The sequence below is a fragment of the Bradyrhizobium elkanii WSM2783 genome, from assembly GCF_000472865.1.
GTDB lineage: Bacteria > Pseudomonadota > Alphaproteobacteria > Rhizobiales > Xanthobacteraceae > Bradyrhizobium > Bradyrhizobium elkanii_A.
This window is the reverse complement of record NZ_AXAP01000031.1, coordinates 71,858-89,383: the sequence shown is the minus strand read 5'-3', so window position 1 is coordinate 89,383 and position 17,526 is coordinate 71,858. Positions and strand designations below refer to the sequence as shown.

Sequence of the window (17,526 nt, the reverse complement as noted above, 5' to 3'; positions counted from 1 at the left end):
AGCCACCGCGCCCGTCCTCGACTCTACCTTCGCGTCATTTCGCTGCCGTGCGGTAACCGCGTCGCTTTAGGAACAGAGCGGACATCGCTTCTGTACGTCACGCGACCGGTTCTATGAGTACACTAACCGCGCGCCAGCTGGATAACCTTCGATGGCGCGCGAATGAAGTTAGCCCAGTCGCTCATGAGCGCCCGCCGTTTCTCGAGCTTAGCGCCGCGCTGGTACGCGGCGGTCGTCTCGCTTTTGTATTTGTGCGCCAGAGCCGCTTCGCGCACGCCGTCCGGGTAGTCTGTGCATTCCTCGGCCCAGGTCGCGAACGTCGCGCGGAAGCCGTGCACGGTGACGTGCCCGTAGCCCATGCGATCGAGGACCGCGAGCATCGCGTTCTCGGAAAACTCCTGGCCATCCGGATTGGTGAAGATCAGCTCGCTCTGCTGGCCTTTGCTGAGCTCGTCGAGCACATCGAGCGCCGGCTGAGAGAGCGGGACGCAGTGGTCCTGGTCCATCTTCATCCGCTCGCCGGGGATCCTCCAGACCGGACCGGTTGGAAAGGTCCGATCGATCTCAGACCATTTGGCGCCGACGATTTCGTTCGTGCGGCACACGGTGAAGATCAGAAAGCGCAGCGCCACCGCGGCGCGCGCCTCGGCCGTGCGGAGCTCGCTCATAAACTGCGCCGCATCGGCATAGGGCAGGGCCGGATGGTGACGAATGACGCGCTTGGGCCGCTTCGGAAGCTTTTCGCGGAGCTGCTTGGTCAGCTCGGCTGGATTGCGGAAATCGGGATCGTCGATGTTCGCGTTCTTGGCGATGATCGTCTCGATTCGGCCGCGCACCCGGTTGGCGGTCTCGCGCTTGGTCACCCAGATGGGCTCGAGCAATTCGTGGATGTGGCTCGGCTTGATCTCCGCGATCGTCAGCTTCCCGATAGTGGGGTAGGCGTAGCGCTTAAGCGAGGAGGGCCATTGGTCGCGGTGCTTCTCGCTCCAGGTCGACCATTGCGCGCGGATATAGACCTCGGCGCACTCCTCGAATGTCGGCGCCGCGTTCTGCGCTTCTGCCGCCTTCGCCTCTTGGCGGGCCTCACGGCGTTCCTGCACGATGTCTACACCAGCGGTGTTGCGATCCCCCTTCACGCGCAGGCGAGCTGCGTCGCGTGCGAGGCGAGCGTTTTTGAGGGATATGTCCTTGAAGGAACCCAGGCCGTGCCACCGCTCCTTGCCGTCCTTCCAATAACGATAGGACCAGCTCTTCGCCGCGGGGCCGGTGACGATCAGGTAGAGTCCGTCGCCGTCGGCATACTTGCCGGGCTTCGTTTCGCGTTCGACGTCGAGCGGCTTCAGCTTTCCAGCCATGTGTTCCTCCGATCAAAACCATCCTCCGAACCTACGGTCCCAAGCTACGGTTTGCGCTTTGATTGTGAGGAACGACGGCGAACTAAGGAATACAGCCTGCCGACGAAAGCGCTGATTTTACTGGGGATTCCGAACAGTGGAGAACAACGGAGAACACTGTACTGGCGGAAGGGGTGGGATTCGAACCCACGGTACCCTTGCGGGCACGCCGGTTTTCAAGACCGGTGCCTTAAACCACTCGGCCACCCTTCCAAGCCAATGTTTTCAAGTGCTTAGCGGGACGTTTCAATGGAACAAACCGCAAAATCGGCACCCGATTGGCAGCCTGGCGATTCAGCGCCGTGTTGATCGCCGCTGCCACCTGCCGTCGTCCTTTCTGAACAAATGGGCGTAGATGCGCAAGGTGATATCAGGCTTGGCGTGCCCGAGACGCTTGGAAATTGTGACCGCATCCACGCCGGCACGGAGCAACTGGCAGGTCGCTCCATGCCTTGGAGTAGCGCTTGGTGCCGCTTTCGGTTCGTCGATCAGACGCCCGCTGGCCCTTGCGAGACATCGATCACATGGCGCTCGCTGCCAACGGTGATGACGATGGTGTAGGTCTTCGCTCCGCCGCCCTGGTCGGTCGGCGGTGCCAAGTGTAGCTGGCCGCCGTACCATTCACCCGACATCAGAGTATTGTCCTTGATGACCGCTTGTTCCAGCGCAGCCATATTGCGCTGGCCGGTTTCGATCGTGGCTTCGATCATCGCCTCATTCTGTGCCGCAGCGTTTTCCCGGGCGATCGCTGCAGCGGTCGGACTGTAGAAAGTGCCGGTGCGACCGGAGGGCGTCCTGTAGTGACCATGGCCAGCCTGTGAGGCGCTATACGCATTACCGGCGGCCGCAAGACCGGTGAAGATAGCGGCCGCTACTTGGCGGTTCTTCTCCTCCTGGACCAGCATCTCGTAGGTGACGACCTGCATGCCGAAATCCTGTCCGCCAACATGCTGGACGGCCTCGACCTGGGCCACGCGGAAGTCGACGGGCTGACGTCCGAGATTGTTGATGCCGACCACAAACACAGGTCGCCCGTTGGCCTGAAGCTGCCGCGCCGCTGGACGGACCAGCACCAGCGAATTCTTCTGCCGCGACACCAGCGCGGGCTGGCCGTCGCGCATCAAGGCCTGCTGTTGCGGGTTCGACGTCTTGAATGAAACGGTTTCGCCGGCCGAGACACAACCCGCCAGCGTGGCGCACAACGCCACGATCGACAATTTACGCATTGGAATTCCCCCAAACCTGCCATACCCAAAGCCCAACCGGCGCGCGAGATCAAGAGAGCGGTGGTTTTTATGGCGTGGAGTAATGCGCGTAAGCCTCGCTAAGGAGCTTGCACAGTTCGTCTCAGGCTGGGAGGCGAAGATCAAGGACGGTCTGGCGACCGCCGCGCAGGGAAGGCGAGATCAAAAAAACTGTGCGAAAACTGCAAAGGCCGCGCACGTCGAAACGAGAGCGCAGCACGATCGGCCCGGAATGCCCCGGGGAGGCGTGGCCTTAGCCTAGCTCAGCGCGAAGGCCAGCAGGCTCGAGCACAGCAGCACGAAGCTTGCTGCTGTGAGCGTCAGGAATCCGTCGGAGACCAAGTCGTGTTTGCGCATGATGCACCTGCTACACTCCGATGCTCGTCCGAATCTATTAAAGCTTTACGAACTTACCTTTCGGGAAAGAGGTGATGCGTCTTTCCATTTCGCGTTGGGCTTTACGCCCGGGTGCGAAAACCCTCATAGGCATGGGCCAGAAAAATCCCCGCGCTCACCAGGCCCATCACCGCCGTAACCGTCTCGATCATTTCAGAACTTCCTTTGCGCCCCCTGCGCACGAGGGAGAGAACGACCGCGGCCTTGCACAGTCAAAAGAATCCTGCGGGCAAGGCTCCGATCGGCCGTGAAGTGATGATTTGCTGCAACAGATGTGTGAAAGCGGGACAGCTTTGCCCGTAGAATGCCGGGGAGGGCGCAACTGAGAATTTACCATGGTACGGCTCTCCCCATTTCCGCCGTGTTCCGGTTGCGATATCCTCACGTTCTGATGCGGAAGGTGGGCCGCATCGTGGGGATCAGTGACGCGAAGAGGCCTCGCAAGTGGGCGCGCGTCCGGTAGCGTGGTAGTTGGGGTCGATGGGGAAGCGGCAATATCCGATTCGAGCGATGGCGCGGGGAGTGGCTGCGGTCGCGACTTGCCTGGTGCTCGCCAACTGCGCCTCCTCGAACAAGTTCGCGAGCCGCGTCGATCCGAAATACGGTGTTTCCGCAAGCCCGCGCGTGGTCGCCTTCGGCGAACCAGTGCCGAAGGGTGGCGGCACCTATCGGGTCGGCAAGCCCTACATGGTGGCCGGGCGCATGTATGTGCCGGAGGAGGACGCCAACTACCGCGCGGAGGGGATGGCCTCCTGGTATGGCGATGATTTCCACGGTCGGCTGACCGCCAATGGCGAAGTGTTCGACATGGCCTCGCTGACCGCCGCTCATCCGACGCTGCCCATGCCCTCCTATGCGCGGGTGACGAATTTGCGGAACGGCAAGTCGCTGATCGTGCGCGTCAACGACCGCGGCCCCTATCACGGCAACCGCCTCATCGACGTCTCCAACAAAGCCGCCGAACTGCTTGAATTCAAAGGCCATGGCGTGGCCCGCGTCCGCGTTGAATATGTCGGACGGGCGCCGCTGGAGGGCTCCGACGACCGCCAGTTGATGGCGACGCTGCGCAGCGGCGTGCCGGCGCCGTCGCCGTCCACGGTCCGGATCGCCTCGGCCCGGCCGTTCGTGCCTGACATGTCGTCCTCGGCTGGCCACATCCGCGGCGAGGTTCCGCTGCCGGAGGGGCGGCCCTATTCGCTGGGCAATACGTCGGCCGATTACGCCTCGACCAATGCGACCTCGGAAATGTCCGCCTCCAGCCGTGGGCGCGGGCGGGGCACCGCGAATCTGCGGCAGGTGTCATATGACGCCAATGGCAGCTCTGCGAGCGATGCCGGCTCGGCCTATGTCCCGATTGATCCGCGCGGTCCGGCGGAAGTGCTGAGCGGTCGCGGGCTGTACTAAAATCAACAGCTTCACGCGCTTATCCTAAGAAACCTGATCAGCGCCGGCTGCAGCTTCGAGCCGTTCAGGCGTACGCGTTTCCGCCGTCTTTGCCGGATTTGCTTCAAGGAACCGACGCGGCTTACGCGATAGGATCATTTTCACTGCGGGAGTGCGCGCCGGCTCCGGCCTTGCGGCCAAAACCTCAGTTGTTTGCGGTACTTCCAACTGGTAGAAGGCCCCCGTTTCAGGACATCGCCGATGATCGCTGCTTCTCGATCCGCTTTCCCGGCGCGCCGGCCCTGGTGTTCACCTTGGCGCGCGCTGACGGCGGCTGCGGTCGCGCTTGCGATCGGCTTCGGCACCGCGGTCTATGCCGCCAACAACAGCGTGCAGGGCGCCAAGAAGGAGGAGGGCGGGTTTGACGGCGATGCGCCGACCGCGATCCTGATCGAGGCGTCCTCGGGCAGCGTGCTGTTCGAGAAGAACGCCGACGAGCTCCGCGCGCCCTCCAGCATGATGAAGCTGATGACGGCGGAAGTCGTCTTCAACGCCCTCAAGAACGGCGACATCAAGCTGACCGACGAATACAAGATAAGCGAATACGCTTGGCGACGGGGCGGGGCGCCCTCCGGCAGCTCGACGATGTTCGCCGCCATCCACAGCAAGGTCTCGGTCGACGACCTCCTGCACGGGGCGATCATCCAGAGCGGCAATGACTCCTGCATCGCGCTCGCCGAGGGCATCGCCGGCACCGAGCGCGAGTTTGCGGCCGACTTCATGACCAAGCGCGCCCGGGAGCTGGGGCTGACCAAATCGACCTTCGCCAATTCCAACGGCCTGCCTGACCCCGGCAACAAGATGACCGTCCGCGAGCTGGCGAAGCTCGCGCGCCATATCATCCTGACCTATCCCGACATGTACAAGCTGTTCGGCGAGAAGGAATTCACCTGGAACAAGATCCGTCAGCTCAACCGCAATCCGCTCTTGAACTCGCTGAGCGGCGCCGATGGCCTGAAGACCGGCTACACCAAGGAAGGCGGCTACGGCATGGTCGGCTCGGCCGTGCAGAACGACACGCGGCTGATCGTGGTGGTCAACGGGCTGGAGGACGCCGATGACCGCGCAAGCGAAGCCAAGAAGATGCTGGAATGGGGCTTCCGCAGCTTCGAGACCCGCACGCTGATCGCCGCCAACCAGACCATCGGCTACGCCCGGGTGTTCGGCGGGGAAAGCCGCTCGGTGAAGCTGACGAGCCCCGAACCGATCAAGGTGATGGTGTCGAAGAACGGCAATGAGAAGCTGCTCGCGCGCGTGGTCTATAACGGCCCGGTGCGGGCGCCGATCCAGGCCGGGCAACAGATCGGCGTCGTCAGGGTCTGGCGGAGCGGCAATCTCGCCGTGGAAACGCCGGTCTATGCGGCGGACGCGATCGGCACGGGATCGACCGTGCGCCGGGCGCTCGACGGCGCCCAGGAGCTGGTCATCGGCATGTTCCGCGCCGGCGTCGAGAAGCTCTGATATGGCAAAGGCGAGGGCCAAACGACCATCCTTGCGCGGGCGTTTCATCACGTTCGAAGGCGGCGAGGGGTCCGGAAAATCCACCCAGATCAAGCGGCTCGCCGAGCGGCTGAACGGGACCAAGCTGCGCACCATCGTCACCCGCGAGCCCGGCGGCTCGCCGGGCGCCGAGATCATCCGCCATCTGCTGCTGTCGGGCATGGGCAAGCTGCTCGGGCCCGACGCCGAGACGCTGCTGTTCGCGGCCGCGCGCGATGATCACGTCCGCACCGTGATCCGGCCAGCGCTGAATCAGGGCATCTGGGTGCTCTGCGACCGCTTTTTCGATTCGACGCGCGTCTATCAGGGCCGGCTCGGACAGGTGCCGCCCGGCCTCGTCAGCGCCATGCAGCGCGTCACCATCGGCGACCTCAAGCCGGATCTCACCTTCATCCTCGACGTGCCCGTGGAAGTCGGCCTGAAGCGGGCGGCGGCACGGCGCGGCAGCGCGGCGCCCGACCGCTTCGAGTCCGAGGACGTTCAGTTCCATCAGGATTTGCGCGAGGCGTACCGGCAGCTCGCGGTCGAAGACCCGCAGCGCTGCCTGCTGATCGATGCCGATGCCGACGCCGATGCGGTCGCCGAGCGCATCTGGCATGTGTTGCGCGAGCGCCTCCTCACAGCAATTCTGGCGGCGAGCCACGCATGAGCGCGCGCAAGGTCGAGCAGGAGATCGCGGTCCGGCATCCGCGCGAGATGCCCGATTTCTTCGGGCATCGCGAGGCGGAGACCGCGCTGCTCGCGGCCTATCGCTCGGGCCGCATTCCGCACGCCTGGCTGATCGGCGGCACGGCCGGCATCGGGAAGGCGACGCTGGCCTATCGCATGGCGCGCTTCGTGCTGGCGCACCGCGATCCGCTCGCGCCTTCCGTGCAGCAGGCGGAGACGCTGGCGGTCGATCCGCAGGATCCGGTGGCACGGCAGGTCGCGGCGGGTGCTCATGGCGGGCTGTTGGTGCTGGAGCGCGGGCTCAACGACCGCGGCGTGCTGCGGACGGTGATCACGGTCGACGAGACCCGCGAAACCATCTCGTTCTTCGGCTCGACGGCTGCGGTCGAGGGCTGGCGCGTTTGCATCGTTGATACCGTCGACGAGCTCAATCCGAATGCGGCCAATGCGCTCCTGAAGATTCTCGAGGAGCCGCCGCAGCAATCGCTGTTCCTTTTGGTCAGCCACGCGCCGTCGCGGGTGCTGCCGACGATCCTGTCCCGCTGCCGTAAATTGCTGCTCAGGCCGCTCGATACCGATGACGTGATCCACGCCGCTTCCGCGGCCGCCGAAATGGCACCCGACGATCCGGCGCTGATCGAGGCCGCCGCAGCGGCGGAGGGGAGCGTGGCGCGGGCGCTGAACCTTCTCGGCGGCGACGCGCTGAAGCTGCAGCAGAAGACCGCGGCGCTGCTTGCGACATTGCCGCAGGTCGATCCACGCGAACTGCATGCGCTCGCGGATTCGCTGGGCCTCAGCGATCGCGTGGCGCTCGCGGCCTTCATCGAGGGCGTCGAACGCTGGATCAGCGACAGACTGCGCACGGGCGATCCCAACGCCAATTTGCCGCGCCTTGCACGGCTGGCGGAGGTATGGGAAAAGATCGTCCTCGCCGCGCGCGACACCGAAGCATACAATCTGGAACGCAAACCGCTGGTGTTCTCGGTGTTTTCGATGCTCGCGGAAGCCGTGCGGTAATCCGCCGTTTCACCAATCCCGATCATTTTCGCTTGAACTGCACCTTGAGGAATTCGTTGTGGCTCGGAAAGCTTCGAAGAAGAAAAAGACGAAGAAGGCAGCACGTCGCGCCGCCGAGGCCGCGGTAAAAACGCGCGCGAAAAAGAAGACGGCGACTACGAAGAAGGCGAAAAAGACCGCCAAGACGGCCGTGAAGAAAGCTGCCAAGAAGAAAACCGCCGTCAAGAAAGCCGCGGGCAAGAAGGCAACTGCCAAGAAGGCAACGACCAAGAAGACGCCTGCCAAGACCAAGAAGCCCGCGAAAAAATCGGCAAAGAAAGCCACGAAGAAGACCGCGACAGAAAAGCCGGTTCCTGCTCCGGAGCAGGCCAGCACCCCCGCGCCCGCGCCGGTGGCGAAGAAGGCGCCGAAGCCAAAGCCAAAGCCAAAGCCAAAGCCAAAGCAACCCGATCCCGCCGCTAACCCCGCGCCTGCGACCGATCGCGGCAACCTGTTCTACATCACGACCGCGATCGCCTATCCCAATGGCCAGCCGCATATCGGCCACGCCTATGAGGCGATCGCGACCGATGCGCTGGCGCGCTTCCAGCGGCTCGACGGCAAGGACGTGTTCTTCCTGACCGGCACCGACGAGCACGGCCAGAAGATGATCCAGACCGCGCAAGGCGAGGGACTGACGCCGCACGAACTCGCGACCCGCAACGCCGCCCGCTTCAAGGAAATGGACGAGCGGCTGAACGTCTCGTTCGACCGTTTCATCCGCACCTCCGAACCGGCGCACCACCGCTCGGTGCAGGCGATCTGGGACCGCATGCTGGCGAATGGCGACATCTATCTCGACAGCTATTCCGGCTGGTACTCGGTGCGCGACGAGGCCTATTACGCCGAGGACGAGACCGTCGTCGGCGAGGACAATGTCCGCCGCGGACCGCAGGGCACGCCGGTCGAGTGGGTCGAGGAGAAGAGCTACTTCTTCAAGCTCTCCGCGTACCAGGACAGACTGCTTCATCTCTACGAGAGCCAGCCCGATTTCATCGGACCGGACTCACGCCGCAACGAAGTCATAAGCTTCGTCAGGAGCGGGCTGAGGGATCTCTCGATCTCGCGCACGACGTTCGACTGGGGCGTCAAGGTGCCCAATGACCCCGAGCATGTGATGTATGTCTGGGTCGATGCGCTCACCAACTACATCACCGGCGTCGGCTATCCCGACGAGAACGATGCAAACTGGCGCTATTGGCCGGCGGATGTGCACATCATCGGCAAGGACATCATCCGCTTCCACGCGGTGTATTGGCCCGCTTTCCTGATGTCGGCCGGCATCCCCGTGCAGAAGCGCGTCTATGCCCATGGCTTCCTGTTCAGCAGGGGCGAGAAGATGTCGAAGTCGGTCGGCAATGTCGTCGATCCCTTCAACCTCGCGGACCAATATGGCGTCGATCAGATGCGCTATTTCTTCCTGCGCGAGGTGCCATTCGGGCAGGACGGCAATTACAGCCACGAGGCCATCGTCGCGCGCATCAATGCCGACCTTGCTAACGATCTCGGCAATTTGGCGCAGCGCTCGCTGTCGATGATCGCCAAGCAGCTCGACGGCGTGCTGCCGGAGCCCGGCGAGTTCTCGGACAATGACAAGGCGATTCTGGCGCAGGCAGATAACATGCTGGAGGCGTCGCGAAATGCGATGGCGACCCAGCAGATCCACCAATGGCTGAACACGGTGTGGGCCGTGGTGGCCGAAGCCAACCGCTACTTCGCGGGCGAAGCGCCATGGGCGCTGGCCAAGACCGATCCTATCAGGCAGAAGACGGTGCTGTATGTGACCGCGGAGGTCGTGCGCCAGATCGCGATCCTGACGCAGCCGGTGATGCCGGAAGCCTCGGCCAAGCTGCTCGACAGTCTGGGCATTCCCAGGGACGATCATAAATCGCGCCAATTCGCAGCCTTTGGCGAGCGGCTCAAGCCGGGCGTCCAATTGCCGCCGCCGGTCGGCGTGTTCCCTCGCTACGTCGAACCAAAGACCGATTGAGCGGTTGGAAGGACATGCTGGTCGACAGCCATTGCCACCTGGATTTTCCTGACTTTGCCGAGGATCTCGACGCCATCGTCGCGCGGGCCGAGGGAGCGGGCGTGGGGCGCATGGTCACGATCTCGACCCGGGTGCGGCGGCTCGATGGGCTGCTTATGATCGCCGAGCGTTTTCCGAACGTCTATTGCTCGGTCGGCACGCATCCGCATGAGGCCGACGAGGAAGACGGCATTGCGCCGGCCGAACTGATCGAGCTGACCAGGCATCCGAAGGTCGTGGCGCTCGGCGAGGCCGGGCTCGACTACTTCTACCAGCACGGTTCGCGCGAGGCGCAGGAGCGCGGCTTCCGCGCGCATATTTCCGCTGCACGCGCCACCGGCCTGCCGCTCGTGATCCACACCCGCGAGGCGGACGAGGATTGCGGCCGCATTCTGGAAGACGAGGTGGCGAAGGGACCGTTCAAGGCGGTGCTGCATTGCTACACCGGCGGGCGTGAACTCGCGATGAAAGCGATTTCGCTTGGCCTGTCGATCTCGTTCACGGGCATCCTGACCTTCAAGAAATCGGAGGCGTTGCGGGCGCTCGCGGCCGAGCTGCCTGATGATCGCATCATGGTCGAGACCGACTCGCCGTATCTCGCGCCCGGCAAATTCCGCGGCAAGCGCAACGAGCCTTCCTACGTGGTCGAGGTCGCCAAGGTCCTTGCCGAGACGCGCGGCGTTTCGCTCGAGGAAATCTCGCGACAGACCACCGAAAACTTCTTCCGGCTGTTCTCCAAAGTGCCGGCTCCGAAAGAGGGGGCATGACGCTCACGTTGACGATTTTGGGCTGCGGCTCCTCCGCCGGCGTGCCGCGCCCGGCGCTCGGTTGGGGCGCCTGCGATCCGAACAATCCGAAGAACCGCCGCCGCCGCTGCTCGCTGCTGGTCGAGCGCAACGGCGCGCACGGCACCACGCGGATCGTGGTCGACACCTCGCCCGACCTGCGTGAGCAACTGATCGACGCCAACGTCGATCACATCGACGCGGTCTTCCTCACGCATGAGCACGCCGACCAGACCCATGGCATCGACGACCTGCGCTCGGTCGTGATGCATCAGCGCCGACGCATTCCGGTCTACTTCAACCAGTCGACCGCCAAGGACATCATGGCGCGGTTCTCCTATTGCTTCATCTCGCCCGAGGGCAGCGACTATCCGCCAATCCTGACGCGTCACGGTATCGAGGCGGGCGAGAGCCATACGACCGAGGGGAAGGGCGGTCCGGTCAAGCTTTCCGCCTTCCTGGTCCAGCACGGCAGGATTCCCGCGCTCGGCTTTCGCGTCGGCAATGCCGCCTACACGCCCGATCTGCATGACATTCCCAAGGAAAGCTGGCCGGCACTGGAGAACCTCGATCTCTGGATCGTCGACGGATTGCGCTATGTGACGCATTCCAGCCATTTCAGCGTGGCCGACGCGCTGTCATGGATCGACCGCTTCAAGCCGAAGCGTGCCGTCATCACCAACATGCACGCCGACCTCGACTACGAGGTGCTCCGCCAAAGCCTGCCCGCGGGCGTGGTGCCGGCCTATGACGGCATGCGGCTGGTGTTGGACAAAGCGGGATGAGCTGAGGTCATTCCGGGATGGTCCGAAGGACCAGACCTCAGGTGCGCAATTGCGCGTCGGGGAATCTCGAGATTCCGGGTTCGATGCTACGCATCGCCCCGGAATGACCGCCAGTTACGCCGTGATCGCCTTTGCCGATCCGACCTGGTTGCGCAGCATGAATTTCTGGATCTTGCCGGTCGAGGTCTTCGGAATCGGGCCGAACACGACCGCCTTCGGCGTCTTGAAGCCGGACATCTGCTCGCGGCAGAAGGCGATGATCTCTGCCTCCGTCGCCTGCGCACCTTCCTTGAGCTCGACGAAGGCGCAGGGCACTTCGCCCCATTTCGGGTCGGGCTTGGCGACCACTGCCGCAAACAGCACCGCGGGGTGCTTGTAGAGAATGTCCTCGACCTCGACCGAGGAGACGTTCTCGCCGCCGGAGATGATGATGTCCTTGGAGCGGTCTTTGATGATGACGTAGCCGTGCTGATCGAGCACGCCGAGATCGCCGGTGTGGAACCAGCCGCCGGCGAAGGCTTCCTGCGTCGCCTTCTCGTTCTTCAGATAGCCCTTCATCACGATGTTGCCGCGGAACATGACTTCGCCGATGGTCTCGCCGTCGTGCGGCACGGGCTGCATCGTGGCCGGATCGAGCACGGTGACGGCCTCCTCGAGCGGGTAGGGCACGCCCTGTCGCCGTTTCATCTGAGCGCGCTGCGGGGCGGGCAATTCGTCCCAGCCGGGCTGCTCGGCGCAGACGGAGGCGGGGCCATAGACCTCGGTCAGGCCATAGACATGGGTGAGCTTGATGCCGATCCGCTCGGCGCCTTCCAGCACGGCGACCGGCGGGGCGGCGCCTGCGATCAATCCAATCACGGGCTTTGCGCGCCCACCCTTCGGCGCGTCCGGCGCATTGATCAGCACGTTGTAGACGATCGGCGCGCCGCACATGTGGCTGACGCCGTGTTTGGCGATCAGTTCGAAGATCCTGGTGGGCTCGACCTTGCGCAGGCAGACATTGACGCCTGCGGCGGCTGCTATGGTCCAGGGAAAGCACCAGCCGTTGCAGTGGAACATGGGCAGCGTCCAGAGATAGACGGGATGCTGGCCGAGATTGCCGGCCAGAATGTTGCTGACGGCGTTGAGATAGGCGCCGCGGTGATGCGTCACCACGCCCTTGGGATTGCCCGTGGTCCCCGACGTATAGCTGAGCGCGATCGCTTCCCATTCGTCGTCAGGCCGACGCTCGACAAAGGCGGGATCGCCCAGCACGAGCGCCGCTTCATATTCGATCTCGCCGATGCGCTGGCCGCCATCGAACGATGCATCATCGACGTCGATCACGAAGGGTTTTGGCCCTTTCATCTGCTTGAGCGCATCGGCGATGACGCCGGCGAATTCGGGATCGACCAGGATGATCCTGGCGCCGCCATGATCGAGCTGGAATGCGATCGACGGCGCGTCGAGCCGGATGTTCAACGTGTTCAAGACCGCGCCGGTCATCGGCACCGCGAAATGCAGTTCGTTCATCGCAGGGATGTTCGGCAGCATCGCCGCAACGGTATCGCCGACCCCGATGCCGCGGCTGGCGAGATAGGACGCGAAGCGCCGGCAGCGATCGTAAGTCTCGGCCCAGGTGAAGCTACGGCCTTCATAGACGGTGCTGACATGGTCGGGATAGATGGCGGCCGAACGCGCCAGGAAGCTGAGCGGCGTCAGCGGCACGTAGTTGGCCGGCGTCTTGTCCAATCCGATATTGTACTGGTTCTGGGCTGCGCTCATGGGTCGATCCCATTAAAGATTAAAGTCTCACAAGAACCCGATGGAAATCCACGGGAAGACCGCGACGATGATCAGTCCAACCATCAGCGCCAGAAGATAGCCCCAGATCGGTCTGATGCCTTCCGCCGGATCGACGCGCCCGATGGCGCAGGCCGCATAATAGCCGACGCCGAAGGGCGGTGCGAACAATCCGATGCCCATCGCCAGGATGATGATCATGGCATAGTGCACCTCGTGGACGCCGACGGCGCGCGCAATCGGGAACAACAATGGCCCGAACAGCACGATCGCCGGTATCCCCTCGAGCACGCTGCCGAGGATCACGAATGCCAGGATCGACACCGCGATGAAGCTTGCCGAGCCGCCGGGGAGGCCGGTCATGGCCGCGGCGAGCGCCCGGGAGAAGCCGGACTGGGTGAGCCCCCAGGCCATCCCGGTTGCCGTGCCGATGATCAGGAGGATCGCACCCGACAGGCAAGCCGTCTCGACCAGCATTGGCACGAGTCGCCGCCAGTCGAAATTGCGGTAGATCAAAAGGCCATAGATGAAGAAGCCGACGATAAAGGCGTAGACGATGCCGATCGTAGAGACTTCCGTTGCGGTGGCGATGCCCTCGATGACGGCGTAGCGGATCACGAAAGGCAGGGCCAGCGCCGGCAGGGCGATGATGAGTGTCCGCCCAATCTCGGCGCCGCTCGCCCTCTTCACGTGCCGCAAGTCCTCCTTGCGGTAGCGCCACCAGACCAGCACCGACAGCGTGATCGCCAGCACCACGCCAGGCAGCAGGCCGCCGGTGAACAGTGCGGCGATCGAAACGCCGGTGACCGAGCCGATGGTGATCAGCACGAGGCTCGGCGGGATGGTTTCGGTCTGTGCGCCGGTCGCGGAGAGCAGGGCGACGAGATCGCCGGGACGGGCGCCGCGCGCCTTCATCTCCGGAAACAGCACCGGCGCGACGGCGGCCATGTCGGCGGCCTTGGAGCCGGAAATGCCGGAGACCAGATACATCGCGCCGACCAGCACGTAATGCAGTCCGCCACGGACATGACCGAGCAGGCTCGCCAGGAAGGCGACCATCGCCCGCGCCATGCCGGTCATCTCGATCAGAAGCCCCAGGAAGACGAACAGCGGCACCGACAACAGGATCAGGTGGCTCATGCCCTCGTCCATGCGGCCAACCAGCACCATCAGCGGCGTGCCAGTGGTCAGCGCCAGATAGCCGTAGGTCGCAAGCCCGAACGCGAACGCGATCGGCACGCCGGCGAAGACCGAAAAGCCGGTGACGCCGACAAAGAAGATGATGAGATTGAGGTTGCCGAGCGGTCGCAAGACGCCCTTGAGCAGCCAGAATACGGCAATCACCGCCGCTACCGATGCGATTGCGGCCAGCACCGTCCGCACATTGGCCGCGCGGGCGAGCCGCAGCAGCGCGAACAGCGCCATCAGGCCGATCCCGGTCGGCAGCGCCGCCGCCCGCCAGCTATTGAGGATCTGCAGCGCCGGCGTCGTGATGTAGCTTTCCTCGTAAGCGTATTCGTAGGCCGGCCAGGCGATCAGAAGCAGGAACGCCAGCGCCGCGGCGGTGGCGACGAGATCGAGATAGGACCGCAGCGCCGGACGCGCATTGGCGACGACGGCGGTCATCCGCATGTGCTCGGCGCGGCGGAACGCGACCGCAGCGCCCAGCATCGCCAGCCACAGGAACAGGATCGAGGCCAGTTCGTCCGACCAGATCAGCGGGCTGTGCAGCGCATAGCGAGCAACCACGCCGGCGAACAGGATCACGATCTCGGCTACGACCAATAGCGCCGCCGGGATCTCGACCAGCCGTCCGAGGGTGTGTTCGAGCGATTCCGTGAACGAACGGCGGCGAGGGGAGTGGTCCGCCTCGCCGGCCATGATCTCGCTCAGTTCGGCATGAGCCATCACGGCCCCCTGCACTAGAGATTATTGAGTTGGCGCGCTGGAGCTTACGACAGTTTGCCGACGGATTTCTCCAAAAGCTCCCAGGCCTGGTCGCCATACTTGCCCTTCCATTCGGCATAGAAGCCCGCGGCGCGCAGCTTGTCGCGGAACGGCGTGATGCCCGGCTGGTTGAAGATGAGACCCTTGCCGGCCAGTTCCTGCTGCAGATTGGCGTTCAGCTTGGCGACGTCGGCACGCTCGTTGACGGCCGCCGCATTGATGTTCTTGGCGACGATGGTCCTGACGTCCTCGGGGAGCTTCTCCCAGGCGCGGCGGTTGGCGAGGAACCAGAAGCCGTCCCACATGTGGTTGGTCAGCGAGCAGTACTTCTGCACCTCGTACAGCTTGGCGGTCGAGATGATCGCCAGCGGGTTCTCCTGACCCTCGACGATCTTGGTCTGCAGCGCCGAATAGACCTCGCTGAAATTGATCGAGGCGGGGGCGGCGTCGAACGCCTTGAACATCGAGGTCCACAAGGGCGAGATCGGCACGCGAATCTTGAAGCCTTTATAATCCTCCGGACCGTTGATCGGCTTGGTCGACGACGTGGTCTGGCGGAACCCGTTGTCCCAGATCTTTTCCATCACCTCGAGCCCGGCCTTCTTGATCTCGCCGCGGACATAGGCGCCCAGCCCGCCATCCATGGCCTTCCAGACCGTGTCATAGTCCGGGAACGCGAACCCGATGCCGTTGATGGATGCCGCCGGCACCAGCGTCGACAGAATCAGGCCGGACAGCGTGAAAAACTCGACGCCGCCGGAACGGATCTGGCTCAGCACGTCGGTATCGGAACCGAGCTGGTTGTTGGGGAAGACTTGCAGGTCGAAGCGGCCATTGGTCTCGGTCTTGATCGCCGCCGCCATCTCGCGGGCGCGGACGTTCATGGGATGGCTGTCCGGCAGATTGTTGGCGTATTTGTAGGTGAACTCGGCGGCTTGCGCGCGGGCCACCAATGGCGCGCCAAGGCCGCCCAAAACGGCCGAGGCAGCCGATGCCTTCAGTAGCGCGCGTCGTGAAAAGCTCATCTTGGTTTGCTCCCTTTATGAGGCTTGTTGTTGTCCGTGCCGCGGGTCGGCAAGCAATCTCGCTGGCGCTTATTGCAGCGTCTGGAGCCGGCGGCAATATAGGCTTTCACACAGGGCGGCGGACGGCTGGATGCTCACATGCGGACTGGCCAATGCGGTCGCTCCGGATTGCCTGACGGGAAGCTGGCGCTGAGGCGCCAGATTGGCGTTTCTATCAGGAAGTTCGCCTAAATCTTTGATCTGATTGTATATAAATATATTCCATAATATACCTTATGCGAATTCGATATAGACCATAGCCTCGAACTCTTGTTGTAGCGCTCTCCCGATTTTCTGCGGTCCGTTCACGCGAGTCCTGCACGCCCTCCCTGCTATTGCTCCCGCGCTGGCGATCGGCCCGGGAATTCCAGATCGTGCCGAGCTGCCCGATCACTGAGGCCGAGCATTGCGGCGTCTAGCCGACCGAGCGAGATTGTCTCTTCACAAATGGGAGGTCTCGCTATGCCGAGGAAAGAGATTCTCGACCAAATCCAGAAGTACACCCACCCGTTCCGCGTCGCTAACGGCAAGGGCTTTCAATTGAAGGATTTCGCCCCCGGCGATACGCGCGGCCTGAAGATGGACAAGGGTGAAGCCGCCAACCTCCTTCAACGCGGCACTCAGTGGCTCGCGGAAGAACAGGACATGCTGTATGCGCAGGATCGCTGGTCGCTGCTGCTCGTCTTCCAGGCCATGGATGCCGCTGGCAAGGACAGCACGATCAAACACGTCATGTCGGGGGTCAATCCGCAAGGCTGTCAGGTCTACTCGTTCAAGCAGCCTTCACAGGAAGAGCTCGACCACGACTTCATGTGGCGCTACGTCAAGCGTCTGCCTGAGCGCGGGCGGATCGGCATCTTCAATCGCTCCTATTACGAGGAAGTCCTCATTGTGCGCGTGCACGAGGATATCCTGGAGCGGCAGAAATTGCCTCCGCGGTTCATGAGCAAGCGGATCTGGGACGAACGGCTCGCCGACATCACGCATTTCGAGGACTATCTGACGCGGCAGGGCGTGGTCATTCTCAAGTTTTTCCTGAACGTTTCGCGCGAGGAGCAGAAAAAGCGCTTCATGAAGCGCCTCGACGAGCCGGAGAAGAATTGGAAGTTCTCCCCTTCGGACATCCACGAGCGCAAGTTCTGGAACGACTACATGCGCTCGTTTGAAGATGCAATCCGGGTCACGGCTTCGGAGCACGCGCCGTGGTATGTGGTACCAGCCGACAACAGGTGGTTCACCCGGCTTGTCGTCGCCGCGGCGATCGTGGAGGCGGTCGAGCAGCTTGACCTTGCATACCCGACGCTGAGCGCGGGCCAGAAGAAGGAGCTGGCGGCCGCGCGTGCGGAGCTTGCGCGCGAAGCCTGACGCCTTTGTCCAAGGCTCTGAGATCCAAGGCTCTGAGATCCAAGGCTCTGGGATCCAAGGCTCTGCG

The 17,526-nt window shown here is 63.3% G+C and carries 13 protein-coding genes and 1 tRNA gene; 8 read left to right on the top strand and 6 right to left on the bottom strand.

Annotation, left to right across the window (positions count from 1 at the left end):
• Nucleotides 1-122 precede the first annotated feature (122 nt).
• The 3 genes from YY7_RS52650 to YY7_RS64785 form a co-directional block, all read right to left on the bottom strand.
• Nucleotides 123-1,355 carry a tyrosine-type recombinase/integrase gene (locus YY7_RS52650; RefSeq protein ID WP_051396889.1) on the bottom strand — a complete coding sequence of 411 codons (1,233 nt, stop codon included), beginning with the start codon at nucleotides 1,353-1,355 and terminating at the stop codon, nucleotides 123-125.
• A 162-nt stretch (nucleotides 1,356-1,517) separates the two neighbouring features.
• Nucleotides 1,518-1,607, bottom strand: a tRNA-Ser gene (locus tag YY7_RS0125245).
• Between the two features lie 275 nt (nucleotides 1,608-1,882).
• Nucleotides 1,883-2,620: a hypothetical protein gene (locus tag YY7_RS64785; RefSeq protein WP_028165679.1), complete on the bottom strand. Its 738-nt coding sequence runs from the start codon at nucleotides 2,618-2,620 to the stop codon at nucleotides 1,883-1,885.
• Between the two features lie 924 nt (nucleotides 2,621-3,544).
• Here YY7_RS64785 and YY7_RS0125220 point away from each other — a divergent pair.
• The 7 genes from YY7_RS0125220 (at nucleotide 3,545) to YY7_RS0125190 (ending at nucleotide 11,301) form a co-directional block, all read left to right on the top strand.
• Nucleotides 3,545-4,438, top strand: a complete 894-nt coding sequence (locus tag YY7_RS0125220) for a septal ring lytic transglycosylase RlpA family protein (protein ID WP_035690798.1) — start codon at nucleotides 3,545-3,547, stop codon at nucleotides 4,436-4,438.
• Nucleotides 4,439-4,678: 240 nt separating this feature from the next.
• Nucleotides 4,679-5,938, top strand: a complete 1,260-nt coding sequence (locus tag YY7_RS0125215) for a D-alanyl-D-alanine carboxypeptidase family protein (protein ID WP_035690796.1) — start codon at nucleotides 4,679-4,681, stop codon at nucleotides 5,936-5,938.
• Between the two features lies 1 nt (nucleotide 5,939).
• Complete coding sequence (gene tmk / locus YY7_RS0125210) at nucleotides 5,940-6,626, top strand: dTMP kinase (RefSeq protein ID WP_028165675.1); 687 nt, start codon at nucleotides 5,940-5,942, stop codon at nucleotides 6,624-6,626.
• Nucleotides 6,623-7,663 carry a DNA polymerase III subunit delta' gene (locus YY7_RS0125205; RefSeq protein ID WP_028165674.1) on the top strand — a complete coding sequence of 347 codons (1,041 nt, stop codon included), beginning with the start codon at nucleotides 6,623-6,625 and terminating at the stop codon, nucleotides 7,661-7,663. Before tmk ends, YY7_RS0125205 begins: the two co-directional genes overlap by 4 nt.
• Nucleotides 7,664-7,721: 58 nt before the next feature.
• Entirely contained in the window at nucleotides 7,722-9,692 is a 1,971-nt protein-coding gene (gene metG, locus YY7_RS0125200; protein WP_245287381.1) for a methionine--tRNA ligase, read from the top strand.
• A gap of 14 nt (nucleotides 9,693-9,706) precedes the next feature.
• Nucleotides 9,707-10,498 (top strand): TatD family hydrolase, encoded by a 792-nt coding sequence (locus YY7_RS0125195; protein ID WP_028165672.1) that lies wholly within the window; start codon nucleotides 9,707-9,709, stop codon nucleotides 10,496-10,498.
• Nucleotides 10,495-11,301, top strand: a complete 807-nt coding sequence (locus YY7_RS0125190; protein WP_028165671.1) for an MBL fold metallo-hydrolase — start codon at nucleotides 10,495-10,497, stop codon at nucleotides 11,299-11,301. Before YY7_RS0125195 ends, YY7_RS0125190 begins: the two co-directional genes overlap by 4 nt.
• Before the next feature lie 114 nt (nucleotides 11,302-11,415).
• Here YY7_RS0125190 and YY7_RS0125185 read toward each other — a convergent pair whose 3' ends face one another.
• From YY7_RS0125185 to YY7_RS0125175, 3 genes are read right to left on the bottom strand one after another with little or no spacing between them, the layout of a single operon-like run.
• Nucleotides 11,416-13,065, bottom strand: a complete 1,650-nt coding sequence (locus YY7_RS0125185; RefSeq protein WP_028165670.1) for an acyl-CoA synthetase — start codon at nucleotides 13,063-13,065, stop codon at nucleotides 11,416-11,418.
• Between the two features lie 27 nt (nucleotides 13,066-13,092).
• Nucleotides 13,093-14,991, bottom strand: a complete 1,899-nt coding sequence (locus YY7_RS0125180; protein ID WP_028165669.1) for a TRAP transporter large permease — start codon at nucleotides 14,989-14,991, stop codon at nucleotides 13,093-13,095.
• Nucleotides 14,992-15,035: 44 nt separating this feature from the next.
• A complete protein-coding gene (locus YY7_RS0125175; protein ID WP_028165668.1) occupies nucleotides 15,036-16,055 on the bottom strand; it encodes a TRAP transporter substrate-binding protein in 1,020 nt (339 codons plus the stop codon).
• A gap of 501 nt (nucleotides 16,056-16,556) precedes the next feature.
• Here YY7_RS0125175 and YY7_RS0125170 point away from each other — a divergent pair.
• Nucleotides 16,557-17,459 (top strand): polyphosphate kinase 2 family protein, encoded by a 903-nt coding sequence (locus YY7_RS0125170; protein ID WP_028165667.1) that lies wholly within the window; start codon nucleotides 16,557-16,559, stop codon nucleotides 17,457-17,459.
• Nucleotides 17,460-17,526: the final 67 nt, after the last annotated feature.

Bases quoted from the DNA above. Each gene is read 5' to 3' on its own strand.
- YY7_RS0125185 (WP_028165670.1), bottom strand. From the start codon at position 13,065: ATGAGCGCAGCCCAGAACCAGTACAATATCGGATTGGACAAGACGCCG.
- YY7_RS0125180 (WP_028165669.1), bottom strand. From the start codon at position 14,991: ATGGCTCATGCCGAACTGAGCGAGATCATGGCCGGCGAGGCGGACCAC.
- YY7_RS0125205 (WP_028165674.1), top strand. From the start codon at position 6,623: ATGAGCGCGCGCAAGGTCGAGCAGGAGATCGCGGTCCGGCATCCGCGC.
- YY7_RS64785 (WP_028165679.1), bottom strand. From the start codon at position 2,620: ATGCGTAAATTGTCGATCGTGGCGTTGTGCGCCACGCTGGCGGGTTGT.
- YY7_RS0125220 (WP_035690798.1), top strand. From the start codon at position 3,545: ATGGCGCGGGGAGTGGCTGCGGTCGCGACTTGCCTGGTGCTCGCCAAC.
- YY7_RS0125190 (WP_028165671.1), top strand. From the start codon at position 10,495: ATGACGCTCACGTTGACGATTTTGGGCTGCGGCTCCTCCGCCGGCGTG.
- YY7_RS0125215 (WP_035690796.1), top strand. From the start codon at position 4,679: ATGATCGCTGCTTCTCGATCCGCTTTCCCGGCGCGCCGGCCCTGGTGT.
- YY7_RS0125175 (WP_028165668.1), bottom strand. From the start codon at position 16,055: ATGAGCTTTTCACGACGCGCGCTACTGAAGGCATCGGCTGCCTCGGCC.
- YY7_RS52650 (WP_051396889.1), bottom strand. From the start codon at position 1,355: ATGGCTGGAAAGCTGAAGCCGCTCGACGTCGAACGCGAAACGAAGCCC.
- YY7_RS0125195 (WP_028165672.1), top strand. From the start codon at position 9,707: ATGCTGGTCGACAGCCATTGCCACCTGGATTTTCCTGACTTTGCCGAG.
- YY7_RS0125170 (WP_028165667.1), top strand. From the start codon at position 16,557: ATGCCGAGGAAAGAGATTCTCGACCAAATCCAGAAGTACACCCACCCG.
- tmk (WP_028165675.1), top strand. From the start codon at position 5,940: ATGGCAAAGGCGAGGGCCAAACGACCATCCTTGCGCGGGCGTTTCATC.